We start from the raw sequence: 16,721 nt of genomic DNA, 5'->3' as shown, positions 1-16,721 counted from the left end.
GTGCATCCGCTGGCTCCGCCGGCGCACCGTCGGCGTCACCCGAAGATGCTGCCGGACGGCGCGCGGGACCGGCTCCTGGAAGCTGAACTGCCACAGCTGCGACGAGCTCGTGCTGTCCGGCACCGACCTGCTGTACTGGCGCCGCAAGCGCGACCAGTGGCGATCCCTTGCCGAACGCGCCCCAGACGACGCCACCGCCGACTACCTCCACCAGGTCTTCGCTCCCACCGCGCAGGCGATCGACGGCCTTGAGCGCGCCCTGGCCGACCTCGGCCTGCGCCAGGACGCCCTCGCCCTGGACCTCCGCCGTCCTCAGGACTGCTTCCACCGCACCTGGTCCACCGCCTTCCGCGTCACCGAACTGGTGACGCTGAACGACCCGGACACGCTCGGACCCGCCCTTCCCATCGAATCCGAGGAACTGACGGCATGACCACTACCGAGCCGCCACCCGCTCCACCTATCAAGCAGGCCCCGCTGGCCCGTCAGGAACGCACCCGCGCGATGCTGGACCGCATCCAGACCGCCACTGAGCGCATGCTCAAAGCCGGGACGGCGATCTCCACCGCCGCGGTCGCCCGCGAATCCGGCGCCTCCCGCACCTTCCGCTGCGAGCGCCCGAACCACGTGCCCTGGTCCAGGCAGCTATCGACAAGGCCGCCGGCCGCCGCGTCCAAGCCCGGCGGACCGCGGCCGCCGAACAACAAGCAGCCTGGCGCAAGCGGGCAATGAACGCGGAGGACGCCCTCAAAGCAACCCAGACGGAGATCCGCGACCAGCGCCACCAGATCGGCCGGCTCCTCGGACAGGTCCGCGACCTGACCACTCCCTGGCAGCCCGACGACATCGTCCACCTCACCACCCGCGCAGCGGACCTCGAGCAGCAGGTCAGGACACTGACAGCCGATAACCGATCCCTCAAGGACCGGCTGTCCGCCGCACGCGACAACTCCCGCTTCGCCGACCGGCGCATCGCCGAACTGGAAGCCGAACTCCTGGAAATCACACGCACACCACCCCCGGATGGAGGCCGCTGCCCTGGGTAGATGCCCTCGGAAGGGACCGCCTTACCCGTATTCGTCGAGCCTGGCGGTAGCGATCCCCAGCCAGCTCCAACGCTCAGCAGCTGATGGTGCCGCAGCTGGCCCCAGTGTCGACATAGCTGCAAGGCCAACTGTCTGCCCCGAGACAACCGGAGTTCGACGTTCAACTACCAATGGTTTCCGGGTAGTTCTGGGCTGGTGGGCAGCCGACAACAGAACGGGCCGACCGCATCAGCGCGCGTATGGTGTCGATCTGCCGTTCGGGGGCGGGTTGTCGCGCACACGAGGGGGACGGAGATGGATCCGATCGTGCTGGCAGCGGGGAGTGCGCTGGTAGGTGCGATGGCCACCGATGATTGGGAGCGGGCCAGGTCCGCGGCCGTCGGATGGTGGCTCCGGGCGAGCCCGGAGCAGGCCGAGACGATTGGAGCGGATCTCGCTGAGGCTCGGTACCAGCTCGTGGCTGCTCGCCAGGCGGGGGACACGAATGCGGAGCGAGTTTTGGTGGCGGACTGGCAGATCCGCTTGCAGCTCTTGTTGCAGGCGGCCCCGGCCCTGATGGATGGGCTGCTGGGGCTGCTTCATGAGGGGCTGACTCCGGTCCTGCCCGCGCACGAGCAGTTGGCGACAAGGTCGCTGGTCATGTCTGCGACGGTTGCCGGGCGCGGGCGGGTGTACCAGGCCGGCCGAGATCTCCATCTGCACTATCAGGACAGCGTGCGCAGGTCCCGGCGCGTGCTTCGGAACGAGGGCGCAGTACCCGGGGAGTGTCCCTATCCGGGCTTGGCAGCCTTCGGTACAGACCAGGCTCAGTGGTTCTTCGGACGCGACGAGCTGACAGCGGAACTGTTGATGCGTCTGGACGAACGCCTGGCGAATGGCGGGGCACTGATTGTGGTAGCCCCCTCTGGGGCGGGTAAGTCGTCCCTGTTGAGAGCCGGGCTACTGCCTGCGATCGCCGCTGGTGCGCTGCCCGCTGCCGGCTCGGCGCCCTAGCCAGTCCCGGCCCTGACGGAGAGAGCCCGGTCGCGTTGGTGATTTACGGGCTGCGCTCAGACTTCTACTCGCCTTGCGCTGAGTTCCCCCAGCTGCGAGCGGCGTTGCAGGACGGCCAGATCCTGGTGGGGCCGATGGGCGAGACCAGCCTGCGGGAAGCGATCCTGTCCCCAGCCAGGGCGGTGGGGCTGGAGATTGAACCGGGCCTGGTCGAATTGTTGTTGCGCGACCTCGGGACGCCCGCTCCGCATGGCGCTGGCAGTGGCGCCAGTACCGATATCGGCGCCGGCATGGTGGGTGTCCGAGGTGCTGGGCGATTGCCACTGCTTGCACACGCGTTACGGACCACCTGGCAGCAGAAACACGGTACGGCCCTGACAGTCGAGGGCTACCAGGCCACTGGCGGTATCGCCCACGCCGTCGCCGCCACCGCGGAACGCCTCTTTACCAGCCTGGACCTTGTCGGCCAACAGGTCGTGCGCACCCGCTTCCTGCGCCTGGTCAAGATCGGCGATGACGGTGAGCACAGCCGATTGGGGCTGCCCTACACAGACCTTCTGAACCGCAGCGACAATCCCGCCGTGGCCGCAACGGTGATTGACGCCTTCACGCGTGCCCGGTTGCTGACTCGTGAGCAGGGCAGCGTGGCCATCACTCACGAGGTGCTACTCCGCGCCTGGCGACGCTTGCACCAGTGGATCGACACCGATCGGGCCGGCCACGTTCTACGCCAGGAACTCGAGGAGGCCGCCAGCGCCTGGATCCGCAGCCACCGCGACGGTGGTCTGTTGTATCGGGGAAGCCGACTAGAGGCGGCGAAAACGTGGACCAATACCCCCCGTGCAGACCCCGTGAACCCTACCGTGTCCGCGTTCCTCGCCGCCTCAACACGGCAAGGGCACCGCGCGGTGAGGCTCCGCCACACGGTGACAGCCCTGTTGGCCGCGCTGGCTCTGGTCGCTTCCGGAGCCGCCGCAATCGCCTTCCAGCAACGCGGCACTGTACCAGCTTCTCTGGGGCTCGTTGGGTTGTTCTGTCGGCGGTGTGCTCTGTCCGCCCTGGTCATGGGGCTTCATAGGCTGCTGTCCTCCTGCAACAGGTGTGGTGGACAGGTCAGTGCGCGGCTACTGGGTCCTGACCAACCTCGAAGTCAGCCGCTGACACAGCCAGCCCGAGAACCCCGGAGAGCCCGCACGCCAGCCCCTCCGGCAAGAACGTTCGAAGATGGTGAAAGCTTCACAGTTGCATCGGATCCAACGTTCGGTGTCCCGACCTGCTGATTTCTGGGGGCCGGCCCCCTCGCCCAGGGTCAGGACTGGCGCGCGTAATCGATGCAACGATGTTGCGTTAGGTGCAACGTGAGTCGAGCGGTGGATCTCCCCGGTGCAGCGCACCTGATGCTGACGGCGGGCATCGTCTATCTCGCCCTGCCTGCCGTTTACCGTGCTCGGAATACGTCCGAGCAACCGGACTTACACAGAGTCAGTCCTGCAGGTCTTCCATCCGGTCCAGAAGGGTAGCCAGCATTACCGAGCGACCCTCTTCCACGCGAGTCACCAGCTCTCGTAGCCGCCGCATGTCCTCCTGGCCCAAGGCAGTGCCAAGACCCTGGGTACGAAGCGCTTCACCCACAGCAAAGCCGGCCGCATCCAGCGAGATGACGATGCCTGGGTGGCCTTGAAATGGGCTCTGCTGGCGTCGGCGAGGCCACCTCCATCGGCGCGAGCGCTGCAACCCGCGCATGGCCTCCTCGCTGCTGGGGGACTGCGGGAGGCCGAATCCGTCGATCGTGGAAGTGTCCGCCGCATCCGTGACGGCGTTTCGTGCTACTTGCCAGCCGGCCATGAACTCGTCTCTGGAGTCTGGTCGGCCAGACTCCAGTCCTTCCACCGCGTCCGACAGGTACTTCAGCGCCTCCCGGGTGCTCTTGCGCAAGACGATGAGCCGACGCATCTCCTCCTCGGCACGCGAGCGTCGTCGGATGCGTTCCGCCGTTCTGGTCTGAAGTGCTGACGAGAACGTGGTGGCCCCCGCTCCCAATACGGCTCCCCCGAGTACGCCGATCAGTCCGAAGAGCTCTGCACTGTCTGCCATACGGGCATCCTCACGGATGGGTGGCCACGTGTCAGGGCTTTCTCAAAGTTGAGGGCGGCCGGACACGCCGTACGTACTGTCTCGGGGGGCAGGCTCCCCTCCTCCTGCTCGCACGCCGCCGACGTCGTCGGCGACTTCGCTGTCGCCAGCTACCATCACAAGGCTGACCACCTCGCTGGGGTCGTTGCTGCGGTCGCCGCGGACATCAAGTGCGGACCGCGACACGGCCGCAGACGGTGCCATCCGGCTCGCGCCAACCAGGTTCGCGGCCCGGGTGAGCTCCAGCAGCGTGCCCGGGCGTCGGTGGGACGGCAGGCCATGTGCGAAACGGTGTCGCCGGACGAGTTGTATGTGCCACTGTGTCTGTCTGTGACGACGGCAACACGGTCGGGGGAGGCTTGGTGGCTGCCGACAGGAAGACCGACGGCATACGGACGCAGCAGCCTGTGTTCGTGGGCCCGCACCAGTTGCTGCGGCCGTTGGGCGAGGGTGGGATGGGGGAGGTGTACCTGGCCCGCTCACCCGGGCTGAGACTGCTCGCGGTGAAGGTGGTCAGGGCTGAGTACGCCGAGGACCCGCAGTTCCAGCGGCGCTTCCGGCAGGAGGTCGAGGCCGCGCGGCGGGTGACCGGCTTTCACACGCCACCCGTGGTGGACGCGGAACCGCGCGGTCGCCGGCCCTGGATGGCCACGTCCTACTTACCTGCGCCGGACCTCGGCGAGGTTGTCCTGCGGTTCGGCACCCTCGGCGAGACGGGAACACGGGCCCTGGGAGCGGCCCTCGCCGAGGCGTTGGCCGCGATCCACGCGGCTGGGTTGGTGCACCGTGATCTTAAACCGGGCAATGTGCTCATCGCGCGGGACGGTCCGCGCGTCATCGACTTCGGGATCAGCCGCGCCTTCGACGCCGCACACCTGACCCGGACCGGCATGGTGTGCGGCACACCCGGCTACGTGGCCCCTGAACGCATCGTCGCCGACTCCGCCACCACCGGCGCGGCCGATGTGTTCTCGCTCGGCTGCCTACTGGTGTACGCACTCACCGGCCGCACGCCGTTCGGCGACGGTGAACCCGCACACGTCAACCACCGGGTCGTGTACGAGGAGCCAGACCTCTCCGGAGTGCCCGCCTCGCTGCTCCCCCTGGTGGCCTCCTGTTTGGCCAAGGACCCCGCACAGCGGCCCACCGTGATGGCCGTGCTGGGCGCACTGGCCCCAGCCGATCCGGCGGCAGTACTGAGCCCGTGGCTGCTCGCCGACCTCGACGCCAGGGAGCGGCAGGCTGAGGCCGACCGGGGCGCGCCGCCCGCTGATCCGCCCGCGTTGCCCGTGCGCAAGTGGCAGTCGCTCACCCGCCGCGGCCTGCTCGGCCTCGGGGCCGGGATCGGCGCGGTGGCGGCCAGCGCGGTTGGCGTACCGCTGCTGCTCGAGCGGCGCAAGCAGGCGGCGAGCAATCGTGCGACGGTGGGGCAGGCCTCGAACCCCTGGGGTGCCGCCGCCAAGCAACCGAGCCCGCTGCCGGGCGGGCCCGCCCCGGTGTGGACCCAGTCGCTGTCGGGCCTGATGGAGGCGCAAATCTCACTGCTCGGCCCCACCGTGGCCTGGTGGGCGGAGGGACAGGGCGCCTTCGGCTACGACACGTCGACGGGACGCCAACTCTGGTCCTCGGCACCGGACTTCCAGGCTGTCGAGGAGGCAGGCGGCCTGCTGTACGCACCGTCGGCGGACCTGCAGACCCTGTCGTGGCTGGATTCGGCGGGCACCAACCACAGCAGCCCGCTCGGCTCGACCGTCCCCGCTGCGCAGCAGACGTACGCCCAGATGAGCTTGCGGGTGCTCGGCGCTCAGGGCCAGGTGGTGGTGTTGGCCTTCCAGACCGTGGAGGAGGGCGGCGGGGTGATCACCGGGGTCGAGCTCGGCACCGGCCGTGACGTGTGGCGGCACGCGATCGCCCAGACGGATGCGGTCTATACAGCACGCGGCGCGGAACAACTTTTGAGCGGCTCCGGCAGCAACTTGGGCCTGGTCGCCGACGGTCGCTGCTACTACCAGGACAACGGCGTCACCTATGCGGTCGACCTGGCCACCGGGAAGATCCTTTGGCAGGCCGCCAGCACCGCGTCGGGAAACGGCACCCTGCCCTATCGGCTCGTGCGGACCGCCGACCTGCTGCTCGTCGTGCACGGCCAGACGGTCCTCGCCCTGGATGAGGCAAGCGGGAAACAGCGCTGGACCTCCCCGACCGTCCCCGAGGTCGCCCTGGGCTGTGCGCTGGGCACGGGCAGGCTACTGCTGGCCGGGGCATTCGGCACCGCATACTGCCTGGACACCGCGACCGGCAAGGGACTGTGGCACACCACCGTCGCGGCGACCACCCCTACCGGCGCCGGCACCTCCTTCCGGGCCCCGTCTGCGGGCGACGGGTTCTTCGCCGTCCCCGTCGTTCAACAGGCCTCCGGTGTGGCCGTGTTGAGTGCTGCCGACGGTGCGATCCGCTGGATGGCGCGCGGCGGCGCCGCCGAGAACGTGTGGACCACCGCCGCCTCGGGGCAGATGGTCTACTGCGCTTCCTCCACCACGCTGCGCGCCTACCGGGTGAGTGCGTGAGCGCCGAGACCATCGGCCCCTACCGGATCCTGCGGCGCCTCGGCGCGGGAGGTATGGGCGACGTCCACCTGGGCATCACCGAGAGCGGTCGCCCGGTCGCGGTCAAAACCGTGCAGAAGCAGTACGCGGCCGACAGTGAGTTCCGGCGGCGGTTCGCCCAGGAGGTGAACGCGGCCCGGCTGGTCGGCGGGGCCTCCACTGCGGCCGTTGTGGACGCCGACACCGAGGCCGAACTTCCCTGGCTGGCCACCGAGTTCGTGGCCGGTCCCTCACTGCAGCAGGCCGTGGCGCGACACGGGAAGATGGACGGCGCCGCACTGCAGGTGCTGGGCGCGGGCCTGGTCGAAGCACTCGGTGCGATCCACCGGGCCGGGATCATCCATCGCGACCTCAACCCCTCCAACATCCTGCTCACCCGGGACGGACCCAGGGTCATCGACTTCGGGATCAGCAAGCCGGCCAACGACGCGACGCTGACCGCGACGGGCGGGATCATCGGCACTCCCGGCTTCATGTCGCCTGAGCACGCCGCGGGCAAGGAACTCACTCCGGCCAGCGACCTGTTCTCGCTCGGCGCTGTGCTGGCCTTCGCCGCGACGGGGGAGCCGCCCTTCGGCGACGGGCCCGCCGCGGTTCTGCTGTACCGCTCGGCCGAGGAACCGCCCCATCTGAACGGTGCACCGGAGGAGCTTGTCGGCCTTCTGGTGCGTTGTCTGGACAAGGACCCGGGCCGGCGACCCCAACCGGCCGAGCTCACCGAGGCGTTCCGGCACGGACCGGCTGTCGGCACCGCCTGGCTGGGCGGGGCCGAGCGCAGCGTTCGGCGGCGCGAGCGCGAGCTGCAGCAGGCCCTGGACGACCCCAACGGCACCCGGCGGCGGCTGCTGCTGCTCGGCGGCACGCTGCTCGCCGCAGCGGCCGCGGGCGGGACCGGCTGGGGCCTGTGGCAGGGCTCGGCCGAGCCGGGCGACCTGCCCCGTCGCACCTGGACGGCGACGCTACCCCGCTCCGGGATGACACCGCTGGCCTGCGGGGCCCAAGTGGTGGTGTGCGCCGACCGCACCGGCGTGGTCAGCTACGACCGCTCCGTGGGACGGCAGTTGTGGAGCACCTCCGACGCACAGGGCGCGCTCTCGACCAGTGACGGCAGCCGGGTCTGGACGGTGGGATCGGACGGCAGCGTCCAGGCGTACGACGCACGCAGCGGCACCCGGCTATGGCACGCGGTCAGTGCCGTACCCGACGCACAGGCCGTCTCCCAGCCGTTACCCGAACTGCTGCTGGTGACCGACGCCGCAGGTGCGCTCCACGCCTTCGACGCGGTCAAGGGCGCTGCACGCTGGACGACTTCGGCACTCGGCTACTCGTACCGCACCCAAGCCGTGGCCTCGGCGGGCCTGCTGGTCCTGGATTTCCCGACCCCCTCTGCAGGCGACGACGGGCACTTCACCGCGCTCGACAGCGCGACCGGCACGCAGCGGTGGACGGCCGACGCCCAGGACCTGTACGCGCCGCCGGGCGGCAGCCTGCTGTACGCGCTCACTTCCGATCTACGGGTGGCGGCACTCAACGCGCGCGACGGAACGATGTCCTGGAGCCGACCGAGCGGGCTGCCCTCACCCGAGGCCACGATGACCCTGGCCGCGTACGACGGCTCGCTCTCGCTCCAGCAGGGCCTGCTGGCTTGCCTGCCGCCCGTGTCGTCGTCGGGCTCCGCCGGACGGATCGCCCTCGCGGGCTTCGCCCCCGCGGACGGCACCCGGCTGTGGAACGGAACCCGCGCCGACACCATCACCGGTCAGGCCAGCGCCGCAGGCGTACTTGCACTCGGCGGGGTGAACGAGGTGACCGGCCTCGCCTTGCGGGCCGGCCGGACCGTCTGGACCTGGCGCTCCGCGCACGGCACCGCCACCGTGCAGTCCGCCACCGCGAATCTCTTTCTGGTCACGGCACCCACTGCCACCGGGGGTGCCACCCTGCTGGCGCTCGACGCGGGCAGCGGCTCTTCCCGGTGGCACCAGAATTTCGCCCGGCAGCAGGGAGATCCCCGCCTGCTGATGCAGGGCTCGACTCTTCTGCTCGGCTACGGCAGTGATCTGACGGCATACCGACTCCAGAACACGTGAGGCCCGCCCATGGACATGGAAGATACCCCGCCCGCGATTCCCGCCACGCGGGCGCTGCCCGTGTCACCGCCCCCGGCAACCCTTCCCGACCAGGCCGACCTGCGGCCCGCCGGGCCCGCCCGACGTTGGACGTGGTTGCTCGGTGGCGTGGCGGGCGGCGCCGGCGGCGCCGCGCTCGTACTCGGCCTGACTGCAGCACTCACCAGCCCGCCAGCCACGGTCGCCGCCAGCTCCGCTGCTCCGCGCCCGAGCGTCTCCTCCACCACGAGCCCCGCTGCTCCGCCCCCGAGCGTCTCCTCCACCACGAGCCCCGCTGTTAGCGCCACGGGCAGCCCCACGGCTCTCTACACCCACCTGGCCGACGGCTGCTCGCTGTTGCGCCCCGCCACCGTCACCACGTACGCGAGCGGCGCGAAGTGCCAGGCCCACGCGGCCGAACCGGGCGCAGTGACCTCGGGCGCGGTTTGGCAGTCCAGCATGCCCGACACCAGCTTCACCGATCTCTTCGTTGGCGCCCAGCTCGACTCATACAACGACTCCGTCTACCAGGAACTGCTCGCCACCGACCGGTCGATGTTGTCCGCCTCCGGCCAGGAGCTGGTCGATGACCGTCCAGTGAACGGCCTCGGAGACAAGGCCACCATCTTCTACAGCACCGACTCCGACATTGGTCAGGTGAACCTCGTCGTACTGCAGCGCAATGCCCTGGTCACCATCATGTACGAGGCGACCACTATGTCCGGCTACGCCATGCGCCCGGTCCCTCAGTCCACTGCCGAGTCCGCCGCGATCGCCTGCGCCCGCGACGCGCTGGCCACACTCAGCTACTGATCGGGTGATGTTGGGGCTGTGCGCCTGACAGGCGCCGGGCGGTTCCGGTAGCTGTTGGGCGTGAGATACGCGCAGGGCGGCGGCTTGACCGACGCCGAGTGGGTGTTTGGGGATGGTTTGCTGCACCAAGTCGCCTCGACGGCCAACTATCTTCGGGGTGATTCGCACCTTCGGTAGCGGCTGCGGATGTGGCCTTCCCTGATTCATTCCTGGTTGATGGTCTTGGTGAGTTCACGGTTTGCGGCCCGCGCAGCGGACAACTCCTCTTCTTTTTCGCCCAGTTGGAGATTGAGATCGAGGTTCTGCTGTTCGAGTTCAGTGATGCGGGCTTGCAGTCTGTCGATGTCGCTGGGCGGTCCGACGCCGCTGGTTCGCCAGACTTGCTCGCCGAGTACCTCGGACAGACGCTGTTCGAGTTGTCGGACTTGCTCGGCAAGGCGGGTGCTGCGTGCGTTGGCGGCGAGAAGGTCTGCTTGCAGGGACGCCCTGCTGACCGCAGGCCCTTTGCCTGGGGTCGGCGGTGGCTCGCTGGCCAGCGCGTGGACGTGGGCCAGGAGGTCCGGATGCCGGTAGAGGAAACTCCGGTCGACCCCGGCGCTGCGCGCGATGGCGGAGACGGACACGGTGCCGCCGTCGCGCGCCAGCTGGTTGATCACCTTGAGGACGCGTTCCCGGCGCCTGGCGGAGTCGTCGCGACGGCCCTGGGCGAGACGTTCACCGGCGCTCAGCTTGGTTGTCATCACGGGCGTTCCGGTCGGACGTCGGGCAGAGGCTGCCGGATCCGGGGCATCCCGAGGAAGCCTTGTCGCGTTTTTCGGACCGTTGCGACGGCCTCCTCGATCTCGCTGCGTTCCTGCTCGGTCAGCGCACCCAGGTCTTCGGTGACTCGCCGAATGAGGCGCCGGACCCGGCTGATCTCCTCGTCCGAGGGCATGGCCTCGCGCTTGGCCCAATCGTCGGCGCTGGACATCGCGCTCAGCCGCTCGCGGGTCCGCAGCAGGTCATCCAGGTAGCTGCGGAGTTCGGGCAGGTAGGAGACGTCCGTGCTGAAGTGGTCGCAGCCCAGGCAGCGGAAGCGAAGCGGGCACTGCCCACCGCCGGCGGTCACATTGGTCGGCTCGGAACAGCGACCGAAGGCGACAGCGACCTCGCCGATGGAGCGCCGGCTGCGCTGGGCCTCCAGCACGGCCTTGGCCTGCTGCCAGGTGCGACTGCCGTGCCGGTCGAACTGCAAGCGGGCGACTTTGTCGACCGCCTGACGCAGGCGCTTCTCCTTGACGCGGTAGTAGCCCCGGGTGGCTTCCAAGGTGTCGTGATCAAGGAGCTTCGACAGCACATCGACAGGAACCCCGGCATCGGCATGCCGCTGCGCGTAGGTGTGGCGGAACGCGTAGGGGAAGATCTTCGTCTTGTCGAAGACGGAGCCGTTGTCGAGCGTGATCTCCGAGAGCGCATCGACCCAGATGCGGGTGTTCGTGCTGAGCGTGCTCTCGGAGATGGCCTTCTCACCGCGGGGATTGCGGATGGGCGATGGCAGGAGTTTCAGGTCCCGCGCGGGGGTGCCGGGGAATCGGGCCCTGACGGATTGCTGCTGGTTCCGGATGACCGCGGCTGTGGACTCGTGCAGGGGCAGCTCGCGCCGCGGCCGGTCCTCCTTGCGGTTGTCGTAGATCAGCAGCGGCTTGCCGTCGCCGTCCAGCTCAAGACAGTCGAAGGACAGCTCGCAGATTTCATCGGGCCGACGACCGGTGTCGATCAGCAACTCGATCCCCACCCGCGACTCCGGACCGGATCGCTCTTCGATGCGGCCGAGCTCCGCGCAGAGCCGCCGCATGACTTCGGCGGGCAAGTCCTGCCCGGACTCGTTGCGCTCGGGCTTGGCGGGAAGATCACCCCTGATCATCGTGAAGTTGTCGGACAGTCCGTGCATCGGCTCGCCCGGTTGCGTCAGCCCCAGACTGCGCATGCGCTTGATGATGTTGCCCGTCACGTAGATGACGTGGCGACGGTGGTAAGCGCTGATCCGGCCGGTGGCGTGCAGGTGGGTCAGGCGGTTGAGGAAGAACTCGATGTCCTCACGCCCCAGGTCCTGGGGGAAGTCGCCGCGATCGGGGCGAGCGCGCAGGCTCTGCGAGAGCAGGCCGAGGTCCCTCACCTGTTTGCGCAGGTTCCCACCGGCTTTCTCCCCCCGCGCCTGGGGTGCGGTGTGCCGGGCCCAACGTTTGGCGGTCTCCTTCAGCCACGACTGTGTGAGGCCGCTGAAGTCGATGGTCCCGGAGTGCCCGAAGGCGGTCAGGTCCCAGCGATCCTTCGGATACTCGCCCTCGGGCGTGAGGCGGGCCCGTCTGACGGCGGTGGTGATCGTCGTCAGGGGGCCGCGGGTGAGCCGATCCATTCCGCCGGCCACGGCCTGACGGGGATCAATCCCCTCAAACGAGACGGTGTGCTGGCGGCGCAGCCAGGCCGTGAGGTTGCGCAACCGATGGTGAGTGGTGAGGGCGCCGTCGGCGCATCGCTGCTGGATGCCGTAGATCAGCTGGGCCACCACGAGATCGGGCAGGCCCCGGAAGCTGACCTCGGCGCCTTCGGGGATGGGGGTCTGGGTCGTCCTCCAAAGGCCGAGGTCCAGGTTGGGGTCGGTGCGGCGATCGTCGAGCAGGCGGCAGTTGTGCGCGTGGCACAGCATCGACTTGATGACGCCGGCCTGGCGGACGCAGGCGAGGGCGGAACAGGGGCCGAGGCTGGACAGGGGGACCAGGTCGGTGCGGGCCAGATACTCCTCGAGCGAGCACTCAATCACCATGGTCCGCTGGTAGTGGTGCGACGAGCACAAGGCCCTCGGGGCGTCGACCCACGGTCGTTCGCACTGCTGCACCAGGCAGTTGCGCACAGAGCGACGGCGGCGGCCGTCGGGGCGGGGCAGTGCTACGAACTCGGCTTCGGCGAGCCCGGAGTCGGCCAGGCGTCGGCCGCAGGATGTGCAGAGCATCCCGCGGGACAGGACCACGACATCGCAGTCCCGCACTCGGCATTCCGACCAGCCCAGCAGTGGGTGGTCGGGCGGCGGCTGAAGAATGTTGAGGGCGCGGTCGAAGCCGATCTCCGCGGGGAAGTCCGGCCTCACCAGGGCCCAGAACCATTGGGCGAGGTCCTCGTCCCGCTCGGAGGCCAGCGCGGGGGCGGTGAGGGCGCTGGAGCCCCGGGTCATCGCAGGGCTCCCCAAGTATCGACCGGCGAGGGGACACGCTCGACGGCCTCGCGGATCCGATGCTGGGCCGGGTGCAAGTACGGTTCACTGCTGGAGAGTTGTGAGTGGCCCAACAGTTGCGCGATCTCGTCGACGGTGCCGCCGCTGTCACCCACGTTGCTGGCGAAGCCGTGTCGGAGCATGTGGGCGGTCACGGCCCGGTCCACCCCGCCCCGCTGGCCCAGTCTCTCGATCAACTCCGTCACACCGTCCGGGGACATCGGCGCCCCCAGGTGGCCCCGCAAGAGGTTGATCAGAGCGAAGTCGCTGTGCTCCCCGTGCGGAAAGGACAGACGCTCGAGCACGTACTGGTCGTGCGCCTGGACGACCAGCCAGTCGGCGGGGATCCAACGCTCCCGTACCGATTTCGCCCAAGCCCCGTTCGCGTTTGCCCTGCGGACCACGTGGACGTGGGAGCCGCGCACCTGGCACCCCAGCGCCGACGAGTCCGGCATGAAGTGCATGTCCTCCCGACGCAGCCCAGCTGCTTCGCCCCGGCGAAGGCCCGCACGGGCCAACAGCAACACGATGAAGCGGTCCCGCGCCAGTCGGCAGGCTCTCAGGAGAGCCAGCACCTCTTCGTCGGCAGCACGGTCCCGACGTGCGCGGGGCACGCTGACGCGATGCTGGGCACGTAGGCGGTAGGCCATGCGGTCACCTTCGCCCTGTGCCTCCAGGGGAAGGTCACGGGTGTCGGCCAGCTCATAGAGCTGGGAGAGAACCGCGCTGGGCACGCTGCCGGTGTTCACCGCGTGGCGCATGAAGGTCCGGACGCCGACCAGGACGTTCTCGATCCGGGCACCACCACGCTGCGGCTTCATCCCGGGCCCCGTCAGCACCATCGCGGTGCCGCCGGTCGGCGGCTCGACGCCCGTGAGCTCCGCGGACGCGTACCGCAGCCAGGTGATGAACAGGGACAGGTCGACCGCTGCGGACCTCCAGTCCCGCCCTGTGCGCTGACACCAGCGCAGGTAGAGGGCGATCGAGCCCGCGTACGTCTTCGTGGTCAGCTCGGCTTGGGCCCGGCCGAATCGGACATGGCGCAAGAAGTCATCTGCCTCTGCGACGATGGCCAACTGGCCGTCCAGCACAGTCCAGTAGACATCGCCGGACGGCAACTTCACGGGGAATGCCTTCACTCGTGGTCCTCCGCTCAACTCGTAGGCCACATGTCGCAACGACCACGTCACCCACAGAGATGCGGTCTCCAACGGCCCATCACCCACACGAGATGCCGCAACTCGCCACACTCAGCGAGTCCCGGAGAACCAAGCGCAACGAAGTGTAGCCATCTTCAACCAGATCACGGCAGAAGCCGACGGACTGCGCAGCAGCGACGCCTCTCTCGCGGCTCAACTCGACCTCGTCGGCTACCGCATGCGACCGACCTCGGACCTCTCCACAGCCCTGGTAGCCGATGCCAACACCCCGCTGTCCACGGCTTTGATCGGCCACACCAGCGGTGTCGCATCGCTTGCACGCAGTCCCGACGGACACACTCTGGCCAGTTCCGGATTGGACGGCACGACACGGCTTTGGGGCCTTACCGACCCGGGCCACCCCGCCCCGCTGGGTCGACCGCTCACCGGCCACAGCGGCGCCGTCGAGACGGTGGCGATCAGCTCCAATGGACACACCCTGGCCAGCGCCGGAGTCGACGGCACGCTAAGGCTGTGGGAGATGAATACCGACCGAGCCATCCAGCAGATCTGCACCAACACCAGAAACATCCTCACCCGGCAGGTGTGGCAGCGATACATCCCGGGGCTGCCGTTCAATCCTCCCTGCGGATGACCCCGAGAGTTCCTGAATTGCTGGGTGCTCATGGTCGTGTCGGGGCATGCTTGGGCGGGGACTCGCGGGGCACGCCGACCGGCAAGGGCTCGGGTGCGATGGGAGGAGGAGAAGGATGACGGGGATCGAATTGCTGGCGGGGGCCGCAGTCGGGTACCGGGTACGCAAACTGCGGCGGGTGGGAGCCCAGGCAGACGCACAGGTGGAGCGGGCGCTGGACGCTGGGCTGGACTCCGTTCACGATCTGCTCACCGAATGGCTCGGTGACGATCCAGCGTTGGCAAGGCTGGCGGCCCAGGCCCAGAGCCACGATGGTGAGGTGGACGAGCGGACGCTGCGGCGGGTGAGCGATGCGGTAGCAGACGCAGCCGAGGCCAATCCCGGATTCGAGGAGCGACTGCGGCAACTCGTGGAGAGTCTGCAGCGCCGAGAAGATCTCTCCGGACAGCCAACGGTGACTGTCCATCAGAAAGCTACGGCATCGGGGCACGGCCGGAACTACCAAGCTGGTCGCGACATGAAGATCGGCGAAAGCGGTCAGAACTGAGCGTCCCCGCACCGCCAGGAGCGAGCGCCATGGCGGCCACCGGGTAGGTGCGATAGCACGCGGTCCAGCCCTCGTGAGCTCCCAGTCGGGTCTCCCGGCCAGGAAGTGCCGGTGCGCTGCTGGGCAACGGCTTCGACGTACCGGCGGGCGCACTGCTAGTCGGGTGGCCGGGGGAATCTCATCCACGAGCTACCCGACCATCAGGGCCTATCGGTGATCGACGATCCGGCGGACAGTCTGGCACTCCACGCGTCGCGTGATCCACGAAGTGCAGAACGTCCTGCAGGAACGCGCTCGCGCTGCTTGCATGGCCATGGCCCACGTGCCACGCCTCCCGCCCCGACCGCCCCGCCCGGAGCGGAGCTGGTGCGCCGGGCCGCCGACCGGTACGGCCCGCGCTGGGCCGCCGCGACCGCGCCGGTGCTCCCCGGGAGCTTCTGCACCGCGTCGTCGACCGCCTGTTCGATCCTGCCGACGGCGCGGGCGCCCCGCGGCCGTGGCGCCGTGGGGGTGTAGGCATCCCTGCCCCGGCTTCGTGCGTCCGTCCGTCGGCCCCGTCGGCCCCCTAGTCCTCGTCGGCCCGTCGCCCCGGAGCGGCGGCGGGAGAATGGCCGGTGTGACAGACGTGACGCTGAACCTCTGGCGCCGGCCGCTGGGCGCGGTGCCGACCGACGTGTGGGACCGGACCGACCTGACCGTGCTCATCCTCGCCGAGACCGGCCTGACCGAACTGCCCTCCGAGGTGGGGAGGTTGCGGCGGCTGCGAACCCTCGACCTCGGACACAACCGGCTCACCGGGGTGCCCGCCGAGCTGGGCGACCTGACCGCGCTCGGCGACTTCCTCTACCTGCACGACAACGCGCTGACCGTTCTGCCGGACACGCTCGGCCGGCTCACCGCGCTGCGCTACCTCAACGTCGGCGAGAACCGACTCTCCGAACTCCCCGCCACCATCGGCGAGATGGCCGCTCTGGTCGAGCTGCGCGCCCAGCACAACCGACTCGCGGAGCTGCCCGAAAGCCTCGGCGGCCTGGCCGGACTGCGTGAACTCTGGCTGCGCGGCAACCGGTTGACCGCCCTGCCGGACACCTTCGGCGGGCTCGCCGGCCTGCGCGAACTCGACCTGCGGGAGAACGCGTTCGCCGAGGTACCGCCGGTGCTCGCCGGGCTGCCGCTGCTGCGCCGACTTGACCTGCGCGGCAACCGGATCACCGAACTGCCGCGCTGGCTGGCCGAGCTGCCCGCACTGGAGAAGCTGGACCTGCGGTGGAACGAGGTGCGGCCCTCACCGCAACTGCTCGGTGAGCTCGACGCACGCGGCTGCGTGGTCCTGCACTGAGCGGGCACGCCGTAAAGATCGCCCGCGGCGGTCGGCGCCCTGCTACCGTGGACGGCATGAAGCGCGCTGCACTCGCCACGACGACGCCGGAGAGAGTC

15 protein-coding genes and 1 pseudogene are annotated in these 16,721 nt (G+C 69.2%); 12 read left to right on the top strand and 4 right to left on the bottom strand.

Annotation, left to right across the window (positions count from 1 at the left end):
• Positions 1 to 109 precede the first annotated feature (109 nt).
• The 5 genes from ACIO5E_RS32125 to ACIO5E_RS32105 all read left to right on the top strand — a co-directional run bounded on the left by ACIO5E_RS32125 (position 110) and on the right by ACIO5E_RS32105 (position 3,319).
• A complete protein-coding gene (locus ACIO5E_RS32125) occupies positions 110 to 433 on the top strand; it encodes a hypothetical protein (protein ID WP_400674680.1) in 324 nt (107 codons plus the stop codon).
• Positions 430 to 732, top strand: a complete 303-nt coding sequence (locus ACIO5E_RS32120; protein ID WP_400674678.1) for a hypothetical protein — start codon at positions 430 to 432, stop codon at positions 730 to 732. Before ACIO5E_RS32125 ends, ACIO5E_RS32120 begins: the two co-directional genes overlap by 4 nt.
• Positions 729 to 1,046: a hypothetical protein gene (locus tag ACIO5E_RS32115; RefSeq protein WP_400674676.1), complete on the top strand. Its 318-nt coding sequence runs from the start codon at positions 729 to 731 to the stop codon at positions 1,044 to 1,046. Before ACIO5E_RS32120 ends, ACIO5E_RS32115 begins: the two co-directional genes overlap by 4 nt.
• 294 nt (positions 1,047 to 1,340) lie before the next feature.
• Complete coding sequence (locus ACIO5E_RS32110) at positions 1,341 to 2,039, top strand: hypothetical protein (protein WP_400674675.1); 699 nt, start codon at positions 1,341 to 1,343, stop codon at positions 2,037 to 2,039.
• A 38-nt stretch (positions 2,040 to 2,077) separates the two neighbouring features.
• Complete coding sequence (locus ACIO5E_RS32105) at positions 2,078 to 3,319, top strand: hypothetical protein (protein ID WP_400674970.1); 1,242 nt, start codon at positions 2,078 to 2,080, stop codon at positions 3,317 to 3,319.
• Positions 3,320 to 3,521: 202 nt separating this feature from the next.
• Here ACIO5E_RS32105 and ACIO5E_RS32100 read toward each other — a convergent pair whose 3' ends face one another.
• Positions 3,522 to 4,133, bottom strand: coding sequence for a hypothetical protein (locus tag ACIO5E_RS32100; protein WP_400674672.1), 612 nt, complete (start codon positions 4,131 to 4,133; stop codon positions 3,522 to 3,524).
• Positions 4,134 to 4,453: 320 nt separating this feature from the next.
• Here ACIO5E_RS32100 and ACIO5E_RS32095 point away from each other — a divergent pair.
• From ACIO5E_RS32095 to ACIO5E_RS32080, 4 genes and pseudogenes are all read left to right on the top strand, one after another.
• Positions 4,454 to 5,323 (top strand): annotated as a pseudogene (locus ACIO5E_RS32095) (serine/threonine-protein kinase); the annotation flags it as partial.
• A gap of 372 nt (positions 5,324 to 5,695) precedes the next feature.
• Positions 5,696 to 6,739, top strand: a complete 1,044-nt coding sequence (locus tag ACIO5E_RS32090; RefSeq protein WP_400674967.1) for a PQQ-binding-like beta-propeller repeat protein — start codon at positions 5,696 to 5,698, stop codon at positions 6,737 to 6,739.
• Complete coding sequence (locus tag ACIO5E_RS32085) at positions 6,736 to 8,865, top strand: serine/threonine-protein kinase (RefSeq protein ID WP_400674671.1); 2,130 nt, start codon at positions 6,736 to 6,738, stop codon at positions 8,863 to 8,865. The genes ACIO5E_RS32090 and ACIO5E_RS32085 overlap by 4 nt, the downstream gene beginning before the upstream one ends.
• Positions 8,866 to 8,874: 9 nt before the next feature.
• Positions 8,875 to 9,696 carry a hypothetical protein gene (locus ACIO5E_RS32080; RefSeq protein WP_400674668.1) on the top strand — a complete coding sequence of 274 codons (822 nt, stop codon included), beginning with the start codon at positions 8,875 to 8,877 and terminating at the stop codon, positions 9,694 to 9,696.
• 203 nt (positions 9,697 to 9,899) lie between these two features.
• Here ACIO5E_RS32080 and ACIO5E_RS32075 read toward each other — a convergent pair whose 3' ends face one another.
• From ACIO5E_RS32075 to ACIO5E_RS32065, 3 genes are read right to left on the bottom strand one after another with little or no spacing between them, the layout of a single operon-like run.
• Positions 9,900 to 10,436, bottom strand: a complete 537-nt coding sequence (locus tag ACIO5E_RS32075; protein WP_400674665.1) for a DUF6262 family protein — start codon at positions 10,434 to 10,436, stop codon at positions 9,900 to 9,902.
• A complete protein-coding gene (locus ACIO5E_RS32070; protein WP_400674663.1) occupies positions 10,436 to 12,904 on the bottom strand; it encodes a tyrosine-type recombinase/integrase in 2,469 nt (822 codons plus the stop codon). The genes ACIO5E_RS32075 and ACIO5E_RS32070 overlap by 1 nt, the downstream gene beginning before the upstream one ends.
• The gene (locus ACIO5E_RS32065) at positions 12,901 to 14,082 is read right to left on the bottom strand and encodes a tyrosine-type recombinase/integrase (protein WP_400674662.1); all 1,182 of its coding nucleotides are present in this window, start codon (positions 14,080 to 14,082) and stop codon (positions 12,901 to 12,903) included. Before ACIO5E_RS32065 ends, ACIO5E_RS32070 begins: the two co-directional genes overlap by 4 nt.
• A 238-nt stretch (positions 14,083 to 14,320) precedes the next feature.
• On the opposite strand from ACIO5E_RS32065, the gene ACIO5E_RS32060 reads away from it, so the two are divergent.
• The 3 genes from ACIO5E_RS32060 (at position 14,321) to ACIO5E_RS32050 (ending at position 16,623) form a co-directional block, all read left to right on the top strand.
• Positions 14,321 to 14,737, top strand: a complete 417-nt coding sequence (locus ACIO5E_RS32060) for a WD40 repeat domain-containing protein (protein ID WP_400674659.1) — start codon at positions 14,321 to 14,323, stop codon at positions 14,735 to 14,737.
• Between the two features lie 115 nt (positions 14,738 to 14,852).
• Positions 14,853 to 15,284 carry a hypothetical protein gene (locus ACIO5E_RS32055; protein WP_400674656.1) on the top strand — a complete coding sequence of 144 codons (432 nt, stop codon included), beginning with the start codon at positions 14,853 to 14,855 and terminating at the stop codon, positions 15,282 to 15,284.
• A gap of 616 nt (positions 15,285 to 15,900) precedes the next feature.
• The gene (locus tag ACIO5E_RS32050; RefSeq protein WP_400674654.1) at positions 15,901 to 16,623 is read left to right on the top strand and encodes a leucine-rich repeat domain-containing protein; all 723 of its coding nucleotides are present in this window, start codon (positions 15,901 to 15,903) and stop codon (positions 16,621 to 16,623) included.
• Positions 16,624 to 16,721 lie beyond the last annotated feature (98 nt).

This window comes from Kitasatospora sp. NPDC087314, assembly GCF_044744365.1.
Lineage (GTDB): Bacteria > Actinomycetota > Actinomycetes > Streptomycetales > Streptomycetaceae > Kitasatospora.
This window is presented reverse-complemented; position numbering and strand designations above follow the sequence as displayed.